Here is a 12,850-nt window from a genome sequence, read left to right on the forward strand (position 1 = left end):
AAGCACACTACAATGAATTAAGTACGGCTCTGCTGATATCAGGAATGAGCGGCGACCTTCCCAACCTGAGCTTTTCCACCGCGGAATTCTGCATGTGGACTTAAAATGGCCAAATGCCAAAAATACAACAACTTATTCTTCAGCATTTTCATATGGCTGATCCGGCTGGCCATATTGATCCCCCTAACCGGCGCAACAGCACTGGCGGCTTCGCCCTATGACAGCATTGTTCTTTCGAACGATACCCAGGAGATCAATATTGCCCCTTATCTCTGGTGGAGCCGGGACAATGAATCAAGCATACTCCTTGAAGATATCCTATATCAAAGGGTTGCCCTGACCTGGCGTAAAGGAACCAGCGAAAACCCCAACTTCGGACTGAATCCCCCTCCCTACTGGTTTCGTTTAAATGTCAGCAATCCAAGTGCCCGGGAAATTGAGCGCTGGCTCGATATTCAATACCCGGTACTGGACACCGTAGAGGTGTATCTGCTGGCAGACGGCTATGTACTGAAAAGCTTTCGAACAGGAGATACCCTGCCGTTTAGCAAGAGGCCGATTGCCAACAGGAACTTCCTGTTTCCGCTCAGGTTCGGCCCTCAGCAGAATTATGAAATCTATATCCGGGTAAAAACTGAAGGCTCCATGCAACTACCCGCTGTACTTTGGGATCCTCAGGTTTTTCTGGATCAGGATCAGTGGCTTTTGGCAGCCCAGCTTCTGTTTACGGGAATCATGCTTGCCATGGCCGGTTACAATCTGGTGCTGTGGCTGTTAATCAGAGACCCGATTTATGTCCTCTACGTGGCATATGTGATGTCGATCGCCATAGTCCAGCTCACCCTGCACGGGACCAGCTACCAGTTTTTCTGGCCGGACTCGCCGTCCTGGAACCAGGACCAGTTGGTATTCTTCATAGGAACCAGCATGTTGTTTGCCAGCCTCTTTTCCTATCGATATCTGGATTTGCACATCAACAGAAAAGGTCTGGGTTACCTGTTTCTGGTAGGTGCTCTTTTAGGACTGCTGTCATCAATCATGGCACTGACCGCCTCTTATGTTGCTGCGTTAAAGGTGGCAATGTTCACGGTATTCGTTCTTTCTGCAGTCCTGCTGGGAAGTGGTGCCTTCCTCTGGTTTCTTAGAACACAGAATGCGGCAATATTCACTATCGGCTGGGGAATTTTCCTGATCGGCAATATTTCCATCGTGTTAGCGAAGGTGGCCGTATTTCCGAACTGGAAAATCATTGAGTACGGCCCCCAAATCGGCTCCACCGCCGAAGTTTTCCTGTTTTCACTGGCACTGGCTCAACGAATCAATCAAGAGCGCAAGCAGCGGTTGCTAATGCAGGAACACGCACTGGAGATGGAGCGGAAAGCCCGCTCCGCGCAACAGGAGGTTTTACGATCACAGCAACTGGCCAATGAAGAGCTTGAGAGACGCGTTGCCCTGCGCACAGAAGAACTCAAAACCGCATTGACCACTTTGTCCCGTGTGAATGCCCAGCTACAAGAGCTGGCAGTGCGTGATGACTTGACCGGATTGTATTCCGTTGATCAGTTCAGGTTGCACTTGAAGGAGGAATGGAGTCGCTGTAGTCGTTCTGTATCGTCTCTGTCTCTGGTGCTGATCAAAATTGACAGTTTTGAACTGATCAACAAGAACTATGGCCGGGTTGCCATCGACAGCTATCTGGTCGAACTGGCGAAGAAACTGGACGATTTAACCGAAAGGGCCGGCGACAGGGCCTACCGGCTGGCCGAAGATGAATTTGCACTGCTGCTGCCCCACAGCGCCATCGAAAATGCCCTGCAGGTGGCCGAGAGAATCCGCAGCTTCAGTGAAGCCAAATTGATGGTGGTGGAAGGTCATCGATTCACGGTCACCCTGAGTATCGGCATCAGCAACGAGATTCCGGACAGCTCTGAGAGCATGGACGGTATCATTCGGCGCGCCCGGTCGGCGATTGAAACGGCCCGTAACCAGGGAGGAAATTCTGTGCAGTTCTCCCTGGATTCCTGAGCACGATTGCCGCCAGTCTTCTTGGCAAATCAACAGACTTAGCGATTCAACAAACCTTTCAGCATGATGTCACCGACATCAATCCCATTGGTGGGATGCTGAACAGTGTTGCACGTAACGACACGGGATAGAGGCGCTTCCAACATTGCCTGCCAGGCATCATCGGCGAATAGCGCATGCACACCGATACACACCGGCGGATTCAGTCCCATCGCCACCATTTGTTCTGCTGCTTCGATCATCGTACGTCCGGTAGAGATAATATCGTCCACCATGATCGGTGTACGGCCCTGGAACTGACTGAGGTCGCCGGCGTCAATGGATACATCCTTATCGCCGGCCCGGGTTTTATTAAAAACCAGTTGTTCACAACCAGCCATTCTGGCCACACTGGATACCCACTGGTCACTCTCACTGTCAGGCCCCACAATAACGCCTCCCGGCACTTCCTCCCGGATCCATTGTGCGATGGCAGCAGAGGCGCTCAGGACCTGACTGGACAGGCTGTAAATTTCATCAAGGGAATGGTAACGATGAAGATGGGGATCGATAGTGATCAGATGATCAAAGCTGGCAGAAAGGATTTTAGCGAAGTAGCGGGAGGTAATGCCCTCCCCTTGTTTGAATCGAATGTCCTGCCGCATATATGGCAGATAGGGGGTCAGGAGAGTAATCCTGCGCCAACCGAGATCTCTTAGAGTATCGGCAAGTAGCAACAGCGGAAGCAGTTTGCCGTTTGGCGCAGACAAATCACAGAAAATGGCAGCCTCTGCCGATGGTTTACTGGTGACACAGATATAACTTTCGCCATCGGGAAAATGCCGAAGCTCGAACTCTCCGGGCTGCAGGTCAGGGTCACTCAGCAGACGCTCTGCAATAGGATGTGCAGAACTCAGATTAAACAGATCCATTAAAGAATTTCCTCTACAATACGCACTTCATCCCTGTGTTCTTTCAAAAAATCCAGCGCATACGCCAGTTCACCGTGGGATTCTGCATACAGTGTATACAGCGGCTGTCCTGACGAGACTTTATCCCCCAACCGGACATGCATGTCGAGGCCTGCTCCAGTATCGGTAGGAGCCCCCAGCAACTTAGCCAGCTTGGCGATAAAACGATTGTTGATATAGGTCAGCAGGCCGCTACGTTCCGCCCTGACAACTTTGGTATGAGTACCGAGTTGAGGTTCCCGGAAACCTCCCTGTGCCTGACAAATGGCCATGAATCTGTCCAGGGCTTCCCCGCTTTCAAGGTAAGCCCGGGCTCTATCACGCCCACTGCCTGGAGGAGCGACTTCCCCCATTTCCAGCAACCTGCCGGCCAGGATCAACGCCCGATCCCGCAGGTCGGACGGAGCATCTTCCTGGTTGCGTAGTACCGACAATACATCGCGCGCTTCCAGTGCCGGTCCTACACCGCGTCCAACTGGCTGACTGCCATCACTGAAACTAGTCTCAACACAGATTCCCAACTTATCGCCGGTATATTTTAGTTGTTCCGCGAGACGCTGGGCATAGGTTTCACTACGCACTTTGGCGGTAGGACCGATAGGGATATCGATTAGGACATGGGTGGACCCGGCAGCCACTTTCTTGGACAGCACCGAAGCCACTAACTGCCCTTCACTATCCAGATCCAAAGCCCTCTCTACCCGGATCAGCACATCATCCGCCGGGCTCAGGCTGACAGATCCGCCCCAGGCGATACACGCCCCTTGTTCTTTAACAACCTGTTTCATACGTTCTAACGACAGGTTCACCGGCGCCATGGTTTCCATGGTATCAGCCGTTCCTGCCGGAGACGTAATGGCCCGCGAAGAGGTCTTTGGCATTTTCAGCCCTGCTGCGGCCACAATCGCGACGACGATGGGAGTGGTCCGATTTCCAGGCAACCCGCCGACGCAGTGCTTGTCCATGACACGTTCTTCGTCCCATTCCAGCCTTTCACCCACATGAACCATCGCCTGGGTAAGTGCCGCCACCTCATCTCGATCAAGACGACTTCCCGAACAGGCCGTCACAAAGGCAGCCAGCTGCACATCTGAATAGAGTCCGGCGCTGATATCACTGATAATGGCCTGAGCTGTTTGGTCTGACAGTTCTGTTCCATACAGTTTGCCGCGTACATAACTCATGGAATCCACCGGCTTGGTATGGCTGAAATAGGCCACTTCTCCCTCGCCGGCATCCAGAAGACGCCAGGCCGCTTCTGACAGGCCCGCCTGCTGGTGGCTGAGCCATCCGTCCGTGACCTTATTCACCGTCGCGATAATACTTTTCTTTTCGGTACTGACCCGTACCCGGGACATGGCATTAAAGCCTTCTGAGCGGCATACATGGCAGTCCTGGCGCATGTACACCACAGGCTCTTGCATCGTGTCGATATACACACGCTTAAGATATAAAAAATTCAGTTTATGCTGATCCATCCCACGACCTTTCAAATGCGTCAGACATTAGCTGATCCGACGAGCCGGACACTAGCTTATTCGACAAGCCAGACATAGGCTGATTCGACAAATTGTCGCAGACATCTGCGCCTTACACAGATGCACTAACCCTAACCAGTTTAATTCAACTATGCTATTGAAAGTTGTTTCAGATCAACTGGTCTACCCCCGTGTTCATACAATTATTGGAGTAGCTGAAATTGGCGTAGCTAACCAGTCTGTCAGTCAGGTCGTCTAAATAACTATCATAAGGAAAGCACATGGAGCTAAGTTTTCTTGGCGCAGCCGGCACGGTAACCGGCTCCAAATATCTTATTACCCACCAGGATCGACGGATGATGGTGGATTGTGGTCTTTATCAGGGAGTAAAAAACCTTCGGGAGAGAAATTGGAAGTCCCTGCCTATTGCTCCTAAAGACATCGATTGCCTGCTGCTGACCCACGCCCACCTGGATCATAGCGGCTATATTCCAGCCCTGATCAAACACGGATTCAAGGGAAAGGTGTTCTGCACCCGAGCCACCAAATCCCTGGCCAGAGTTCTACTTCCTGATTCCGGTTTTCTGCAGGAGGAAGATGCCAGATACGCTAACAAGCGACAGTTTTCAAAGCACAAGCCGGCACTTCCCCTATACACGGAAAAAGAAGCCTGGAAAGCTATCGAACACTTTGAGACTGTGGATTTTCATGAAGATGTAAATTGCCTGCCCGGTTTTAAAGCCAGATTTATTCCTGCCGGCCATATATTGGGGGCCAGCAGCATCGTCCTGGACTCCCCAGCCGGCAAAATGGTGTTTTCAGGCGATCTTGGTCGCCCTCATGATCTGATCATGAAAGCTCCTGAGGCCATAGAAGAGGCAGACTATCTAGTGCTTGAGTCTACCTATGGTGACCGGCTTCATGAGTCTATCGACATTCCCACAGTGCTGGCCGACATCATCACCTCAACGGCTGAACAGGGTGGAATAGTATTAATTCCCGCCTTTGCCGTGGGTCGGGCTCAAGCCTTGCTGCATTTGATTCAGGAGCTGAAAAAGGCCAACAGAATTCCAGACTTGCCGGTATACCTGAACAGCCCGATGGCGATTACAGCAACGGAAATTTTCTGTCATTACCACCATCTGCACAGGCTCACTCCTGAACAATGCCATGATATCGACAAAGGGACGCATTATGTCCGTACGGTAGAGGAATCCATTGATCTTAACCGACGCAAATACCCTGCGATCATTGTTTCCGCCAGCGGCATGGCAAGCGGAGGAAGGGTATTGCACCACTTGAAAGCCCTGCTTCCTGATTACCGCAACAGTGTCGTCTTCGCAGGTTTTCAGGCACCGGGAACCCGAGGCGATTCTCTGGTCAACGGCGCTCAGCAGGTCAAAATTCATGGGCAGTATTACCCGGTTAAGGCCTCTGTACATCAATTGGATGCCCTGTCCGCCCACGCAGATTACAGTGAGATTCTGGACTGGCTGGAGAATTTCTCCAGTCCTCCGAAACATACCTTCGTCACTCACGGTGAGGCACCTGCTTCCGACGCTTTACGTCTTCGCATCAAGGACGAACTTGGCTGGAACGTTTCAGTACCGGAGTATCTGGACAAGGTGACTCTGCCGCTGTAAGCAAAGGCAAACCCAAGCTCGATTGCCCTGAAGCCCCACTGTTAGGGCTGTCGGCGTCATTAAATCGCCAACAGCCCTCTGCGCATACGTAATACAATCCCCTTCCATGATACAATCCCCTTCTGTGATACAATCGCCTTCCGGTATCCAATCTTCAGGAAAACCTCAATGCTTTTTCCTCCCGACCAGCCAGAAGACGCGGTATTTTTGTCCCGCTCCAATCCCGATGAGCTACTGGGGTGTTTCTCACCCTATGCTTTCGAGCTGGAAGGCAAATCCTGGCCGACCGTTGAACATTACTACCAGGGAATGAAGTTTACAGATGATGAATACCAGGAAAAAATCAGGCAGGCCGCAACACCGAAGCTTGCCCGCTCCCTGGGCCGTAAAAAATCCCGAAAGCTTCGTGCTGACTGGAAAAAAGTCCGCGAAGTGGTAATGACCCGCGCAATCTATATTCGCTGTAAAACCTACCCGCATATTGCTGACGCTCTGCTGGCGACAGGGAGCAGGATGCTGATTGAAAGCAACAATTATGACTATTTCTGGGGCTGCGGCAGAGACAAGCGGGGACAGAATGCTTTCGGAAAAGTTCTGATGAAGGTCCGCAACAAGCTACAGGAAGAAGCCAAAGCTGAAGGCTAAAATCCACTTTCTTTAACCTATACATCCGATCTACCCTATCGTCCGACCAACCTAAGCCCCCGAGTCGAAGTCAATGGCACACCTTTTCTGGTACCAATACGTTTTGATTGGCCTGGTATTTATCTGGAGCGGTTTTGTACGCTCCGGCCTGGGATTTGGCGGGGCCGTTCTGGCATTGCCGTTTCTGTTATTGATAGAAAATCAACCTCTGGTCTACCTGCCATTGATCGCTGTCCACCTGATGATATTCTCTTCGCTGACAGTGCTTGGAAATCAGGGTTACCGTCAGTTCCTTGGTAACGGTGAACAGAGTACGGTGGATTGGTCTTATCTTGGCAAAAGCCTATTGATCATGATCATTCCCAAACTGATCGGCGTGTTCGGATTGATCACCCTGCCTCCAGTATTGATGGGCGGGATTATTTTCAGCATCGTTTCTGCTTATGCCTTGTCTTACATACTGAATAAGCCGTTCAAGAGCAGTAATCCCAAACTGGATATACTCTTCCTGATGCTGGGAGGTTATATCAGCGGGACGTCACTCATCGGAGCCCCACTGATCGTTGCGGTGTACAGCACCAAAGTCGCCCCGGAAAAACTGCGCAACACACTATTTGCCCTGTGGTTTATTCTCGTGACGATTAAAATGGCCGCCTTCATTATGGCCGGAGTGGACTTACAGCTGATTCACCATCTATGGCTGCTCCCCTGTGCAGCCATTGGCCATGTCCTGGGACTTCGCTTCCACGATCGAATGATGCACAAAGACCAGGTCGCCTTTTTCCGGATGCTCGGATTCGCTCTTCTACTAACCAGCAGCGTGGGTCTCTGGAACAGCTTGATGTAATTCCCTGTCATCAAGAACTTCCCGATATCGCGCAATCAGATCTTTGACAAAGGCGGGAGTCATCATGGGATGAGGCTGACCGGCGATCATCACCGCAATCTCCACTCGGGGTAAAGGCGGTAGATGGTGCTCTGCTCCCAATACCGCCATATCTTCGCTTAGGGTAGATGTGGCAACTGCCGTGATTGCACCTCCCTCTTTCACCATCGCCAACAGGGCTGAAGCATTGGAAGACGTCATCAACAACTCGTAGGGGCGCTGGAGCTTATCCAAGCCATCCAACGCAGCACTGTGAAATTTACAGTCCGGTTCATAGATTGCCAGAGGCAGAACTTCACCTTCTTGCAACCTGCGTCCCCTGGCGGCAGCCCATACTCCCTGATCCTCCAGCAAAAGATAGCCTTCATCGCTGCCCGGCGCACGGGTTAACACCGCAAGGTCTATTTCTCCCTCATCCATCAACTGGCGCAACTTGTTGGAGGAGGCACACTGAACGTTGAGACTGATGTTTGGATAGAGTTCCCTCATCACCATGATCATTCTTGGTAATATGCTGCGGGCATAATCATCCGGGCATCCCAACCGGATTCGGAAGGTACCGGCATCCGGACGCATACTGGCCATCGCCTCATCGTGTACCGCCAGGATCCGGCGGGCATGGTGCACCAATCGTTTACCATCATCGGTCAGCTCAAGTGAACGCCCCTCCCGACGGAATAAGGCTCTTTCCACGTCAGCTTCAAGACGCTTCATCTGCATACTGACAGCTGATTGGGTGCGAAAGGTCTGCCGGGCGGCACGGGTAAAACTACCGGTATCCACAATCGCCAGATAGGTACGCAGGAGATCAATATCCATAAGGCTTCAACTTCTATTCACTGATCAAGCATCAACAGTATTGATGACAGAGATCAAAACTATTCGTTTGTGATTGGAGCGAACTCTCACAACAATGACTCGACCAGGCATTTATCACAATGAGAGAGACGCAGCTATGATTCTTCACGATTACCGCCCGTCGGGCAATGGCTATAAAGCCCGCTTATTAATGCATCTTTTGGAAATCGAATACGAATACAGAGAATACGACATTATTGAAGGCGCGACCCACACCCCGGATTTTCTGAAGCTGAACCCCAATGGCAAAATTCCAGTGCTGGAACTGGATGACGGCACGATCATCAGTGAATCCAACGCCATTATTTTTTATCTGTCGCAGGGAACGAGTTTCTGGCCAGAAAGCCTGAAACATCAGACAGAAGTGATGCAATGGCTGTTCTTCGAACAATACAGCCACGAACCGAATGTCGCCTCACCCCGCTTCTGGCTGACCCATCTTGGCATGAATGCCGAGAGAGAATTGCTTCTTCCGGGCAAGCAGGAAGCAGGTCGAAAAGCACTGAAAATTATGGATACCCACCTGAAAGATCGAAACTGGCTGGTGGCAGACCATTACACCATTGCCGATATTGCTCTGTATGCCTATACCCACGTGGCTGATGAAGGAGGCTTTCAGCTAAGTGATTATCCCAACGTGCAACGCTGGCTCGACAGAGTTGCTTCACACCCGGCACATAGCCTGATTAGGGATAGCTAAGTACCCCATTGTGGGGATACATCGTGCAATTTTTGGCCTCAGATAACACTTTGAGTTAGAATGCGCCGCCTTTCGCGATAAAATCGAAAGTCACCTCGCAGTAGAGTTTAATCTGAGGCTATCTTGATGCTGACAATTTTTGCCAAATTCATCTTCCGTATCGGTGGATGGACCTATGAACCCAAATCCGATGCCTGGGAAGCAAAACAGGTCGTGGTTGGGTTTCCGCATACCACTAATATGGACGGCGTCCGCACCCTGGCATTGTTTAAGATTTACGGCATCAAAGTTCATGCGTTGGTGAAGAAGGATCTGTTTTTCTGGCCCCTTTCCTGGTTTCTCACCAGACTCGGTTGCCTGCCTGTAGACCGCAGCCGCAAATCAAATCTGGTTCAGGACATGAAAAAATTGTTCGACAGTCACAAAGAGTTCACGCTATTGATCGCCCCTGAAGGCACCCGCCATAAATTATCCTGCTCAAATGCCAAGCCTATCAAAACAGGCTTCTGGCATATTGCCAAAGCAGCCGGTGTTCCCATTATTCTGATGTTGTCAGATGCTGCCGCCAAACGTGGCCGAATGGTCGCCAAGCTGTTTCCTTCGGATTCTATCCGTGATGACCTGATCAGAATCAGAGATCTGTATGCCCCTTATGGCATCAAGCTGGATATCGGCGAAGCCTGATTGTTTTTTATCAATTTCACCAGTTCCTTATCAACTTCAGCAGCCACGGCGTTTTTCCCCGACATCATCAGCCACAGCATTTCTTGAATTTTTTACCACTACCGCAGGGACAGGGATCGTTTCTGCCGGGGTCAAGCTCCACCCACTCCGCGTCTCCATCCACGTAATACCAACGACCGTTTTCATGCAGGAAACGACTGTTTTCACGCAATTGCATCCACTTTCCCGCCTGTCGGAAAGTCGCAGAAAAAGAAACCTTGCCCTTATCAGAGTCCGCCGAGCTTTCATGCACTTCGAGCTTGAACCATTCAACCGGATCATCGTTCCCCAGCGACGCGGGTCGCGTGCTCGAATGCCAAGTATCCAGAAGATATTGCCACATTGACCCGGAAAAGGCGGTATAGCGCGAGCGCATCAGTGACTCTGGGTCTGGAGCGGCCTGCCCCTGATGATATATTTCACAACATGCTTGATAGTTTTTCCCTGACCCGCAGGGGCATAACAAATTGGATGTCTGGGTCATTTCATTCCCGCTTTTAGTCATTCCACGTCGTTCCAGATAGAGAGTCGTTGTTCCAAATAAAGCGGAATAAATATCTCACATTAGATAAAAGAATGAAATTTAAACCTCATTCATAGAGTAACGACATCCAACCCTTTTCCTATAAATCAACACTATCGATATCAATAACATTATCAAATATATACACCAATAAAAAACTTTAATCCATTTATATAAATTTAATTAGTTTTACAACCCGCACACCAATTATCAAACTTAATATCGCCATAAATTAATCAATCAAAGATTATCAACGGCCGCTATACCATTTAAAAACATCAATAAACATATTAACAATCATAAATTCATTTAAAGGTAAGCAATGAAAAACTTCACTAGACATGCGTTATGCATGGCTCTGGCTACAGCGCCACTAACAGGTTATGCCGTCGACCTTGGAAACTACAATGGAGTGGATCTGAACCTGACTCTGCAGGTCAACCGGGCCCTCATGCACGTAGATGACGGCAATGATACTGAACTGTTTTTTGTCGATAACATTAACAGCGATACCCGCTTTAATCTTAAGGCAGAAACAGAGCTGGACAGTGGAACCAAAGTAGGCGGGCAATTCGAAGCGGAATATCCATCAAACTCCTCCTACAGCGTTAGCTTTGACAATAAGTCGACCACTCCCGTATTAAGTGAAAGACTGATGGAAGTCTGGTTTACCGATGACTGGGGAAAAGTCACCATTGGCCAGGGAGATGGTGCTGCGAATGGAATTATGGAAATGGATCTGTCAGGTACTGGCGTCATCAACTGGGCGGATCCTTCACTGCTCGGCGGCGGTATCCAGTTCAATCGCACCGGCCCTACCATCGGTTCCACCATGAACAATCTGGACTTCGAATCGCGCTACGACCGGCTGCGTTATGATACTCCCAGCTTCGGAGGTTTCGGGCTCGCACTCAGTCAGGGCGTGAAAGGTAGTAGCGACATCACAGAACTCGGTCTGAGATTTAGTCATACCACCGATAGCGGCCTGGCGTTTAAAGCAGGGCTCGGCTATTCCACCGAAAGTACCGAGGACGGTAATGTGGCCGGCGACGAAAACACCTTCGGCGGATCACTTGCCGTGTTGTTGCCCGGTGGTCTGAACGCTGCGCTCGCAATCGGTAAGTCCGGTGACGATGATGAGAGCAACCCGGATTCAGAGTTCAAATCAGCCAAAATTGGCTACAAAACCGGTAAACATGCCGTTTCCCTCCTTTATGCCATTACCGATGATCGGGCCCAGCTAAATGATCAGGCAGAAGCTATCAGCCTGGGTTATGTTTTTGCAGCGCGTAAAGGTATCGATCTATACGCGTCCTATAAAGTCCACAGCCTCGACAGAGACGGTGCTGATTTCGAAGATATCTCAATTCTCACAACCGGCGTACGTCTCAAAATTTAATCGACAGCCTCTAGGTTGAGATCCAGAACTTCGGATTAGTACATCTCTAAACAGTACAAGGATGTACAAAACGAAAACAGCCCCATAAACAGTACAACCACGCCTTATAAGCCGAAAGAACACTTAAATGACTATGTAACACAATATATATCGATTTTTATTTCTTCTTCCCATTTATTAGACCGTACTTCGTCACCCAGGGATGGGATCTTTTTGCGCGAGAGGATAGAGACGAACTTCCTTGCAGTCGTCAAATAATAAGAATATCCCTGCCATAGAAATACTAATTGCTTTCCATACACATATATAATATCAAATAATGATTAAGCGAAATTTCATCATGCCGAATTAGGCATCCACCTCTACAAACCTGAGAAATCAGTCATGCATCGTCCTGAAGATTCAATTCGATCCTATATATACGCCAAAGACAGAAATCAACCGCATCGAATGAAGCAGGCATTTTCAGAAAATGCGTCACTGGAAATGAGCGTCAAAACGGACAACATCGCCTTTCCTCCAACCACCTATGGCCGTGAAGAGATCACGAATGTCCTGGTTCGTCGCTTCGCCCAGACCTACGAAAACGTCTATACCCTATGTCTGGCACCTCCTCCGGAAAAGAACATGCACCAGTTTGGCTGCGATTGGTTGGTGTTTATGTCAGAGAAAGCCGATCGTCAGGTAAGAGTCGGATGCGGTTGGTACGACTGGAGATTTCAGCAGAACTCACATTTGGTTGAACAGCTGACCATTACCATTGAGATCATGCAGTCCCTGCCATCGGAGCATCTTGAGGCCGTCATGAAGTGGGTGTCCGCTCTCCCCTATCCCTGGTGTCCGGCTGCGCAGGTATTACGAGAATGGCCGCAATTAAGTGAACTGAAAAATATTCGAGAGTACGTTAGCCGTTAAAGTTCTGAGCAGAAAGGATTCTCGACGGAAAGCAGTCTGAAAATATACCGTGGCTGTGCCCTCTCAGAAACCACGGTATATTTGGGGGTTTCCAGGCAAATAGAA

At 49.9% G+C, this 12,850-nt stretch carries 12 protein-coding genes; 8 read left to right on the forward strand and 4 right to left on the reverse strand.

Features of this window, described 5'->3' with window-relative positions; translation table 11 throughout:
- Nucleotides 1-105: 105 nt before the first annotated feature.
- Entirely contained in the window at nucleotides 106-2,025 is a 1,920-nt protein-coding gene (locus tag BTA51_RS17825; RefSeq protein ID WP_094709697.1) for a 7TM diverse intracellular signaling domain-containing protein, read from the forward strand.
- A 38-nt stretch (nucleotides 2,026-2,063) separates the two neighbouring features.
- On the opposite strand, the gene BTA51_RS17830 is transcribed toward BTA51_RS17825, so the two are convergent.
- Nucleotides 2,064-2,936 (reverse strand): ribose-phosphate diphosphokinase, encoded by an 873-nt coding sequence (locus BTA51_RS17830; protein ID WP_094709699.1) that lies wholly within the window; start codon nucleotides 2,934-2,936, stop codon nucleotides 2,064-2,066.
- Nucleotides 2,936-4,453: a thymidine phosphorylase family protein gene (locus BTA51_RS17835; RefSeq protein WP_094709701.1), complete on the reverse strand. Its 1,518-nt coding sequence runs from the start codon at nucleotides 4,451-4,453 to the stop codon at nucleotides 2,936-2,938. Before BTA51_RS17835 ends, BTA51_RS17830 begins: the two co-directional genes overlap by 1 nt.
- A 281-nt stretch (nucleotides 4,454-4,734) precedes the next feature.
- Here BTA51_RS17835 and BTA51_RS17840 point away from each other — a divergent pair, with 281 nt between their 5' ends.
- From BTA51_RS17840 to BTA51_RS17850, 3 genes are all read left to right on the forward strand, one after another.
- A complete protein-coding gene (locus BTA51_RS17840) occupies nucleotides 4,735-6,096 on the forward strand; it encodes an MBL fold metallo-hydrolase RNA specificity domain-containing protein (RefSeq protein WP_094709703.1) in 1,362 nt (453 codons plus the stop codon).
- A 168-nt stretch (nucleotides 6,097-6,264) separates the two neighbouring features.
- Nucleotides 6,265-6,741 (forward strand): NADAR family protein, encoded by a 477-nt coding sequence (locus BTA51_RS17845; RefSeq protein ID WP_094709705.1) that lies wholly within the window; start codon nucleotides 6,265-6,267, stop codon nucleotides 6,739-6,741.
- Nucleotides 6,742-6,814: 73 nt separating this feature from the next.
- Nucleotides 6,815-7,588: a sulfite exporter TauE/SafE family protein gene (locus BTA51_RS17850; protein ID WP_094709706.1), complete on the forward strand. Its 774-nt coding sequence runs from the start codon at nucleotides 6,815-6,817 to the stop codon at nucleotides 7,586-7,588.
- Here BTA51_RS17850 and BTA51_RS17855 read toward each other — a convergent pair.
- Complete coding sequence (locus BTA51_RS17855; protein ID WP_094709708.1) at nucleotides 7,550-8,446, reverse strand: LysR substrate-binding domain-containing protein; 897 nt, start codon at nucleotides 8,444-8,446, stop codon at nucleotides 7,550-7,552. The two genes, BTA51_RS17850 and BTA51_RS17855, sit on opposite strands and share 39 nt — an antisense overlap.
- Before the next feature lie 136 nt (nucleotides 8,447-8,582).
- Here BTA51_RS17855 and BTA51_RS17860 point away from each other — a divergent pair, with 136 nt between their 5' ends.
- Nucleotides 8,583-9,185: a glutathione S-transferase family protein gene (locus tag BTA51_RS17860; protein ID WP_094709709.1), complete on the forward strand. Its 603-nt coding sequence runs from the start codon at nucleotides 8,583-8,585 to the stop codon at nucleotides 9,183-9,185.
- Between the two features lie 126 nt (nucleotides 9,186-9,311).
- Entirely contained in the window at nucleotides 9,312-9,869 is a 558-nt protein-coding gene (locus BTA51_RS17865; RefSeq protein WP_094709711.1) for a 1-acyl-sn-glycerol-3-phosphate acyltransferase, read from the forward strand.
- A 67-nt stretch (nucleotides 9,870-9,936) separates the two neighbouring features.
- On the opposite strand, the gene BTA51_RS17870 is transcribed toward BTA51_RS17865, so the two are convergent.
- Nucleotides 9,937-10,413, reverse strand: a complete 477-nt coding sequence (locus BTA51_RS17870) for a YchJ family protein (protein ID WP_371333197.1) — start codon at nucleotides 10,411-10,413, stop codon at nucleotides 9,937-9,939.
- 340 nt (nucleotides 10,414-10,753) lie between these two features.
- On the opposite strand from BTA51_RS17870, the gene BTA51_RS17875 reads away from it, so the two are divergent.
- Nucleotides 10,754-11,830: a porin gene (locus tag BTA51_RS17875; protein ID WP_094709713.1), complete on the forward strand. Its 1,077-nt coding sequence runs from the start codon at nucleotides 10,754-10,756 to the stop codon at nucleotides 11,828-11,830.
- Nucleotides 11,831-12,214: 384 nt separating this feature from the next.
- On the forward strand, nucleotides 12,215-12,745 hold the full coding sequence (locus tag BTA51_RS17880; protein ID WP_094709715.1) for a hypothetical protein: 531 nt from the start codon (nucleotides 12,215-12,217) through the stop codon (nucleotides 12,743-12,745).
- Nucleotides 12,746-12,850: the final 105 nt, after the last annotated feature.

Source organism: Hahella sp. CCB-MM4 (genome assembly GCF_002260525.1).
Classification (GTDB): domain Bacteria; phylum Pseudomonadota; class Gammaproteobacteria; order Pseudomonadales; family Oleiphilaceae; genus Hahella.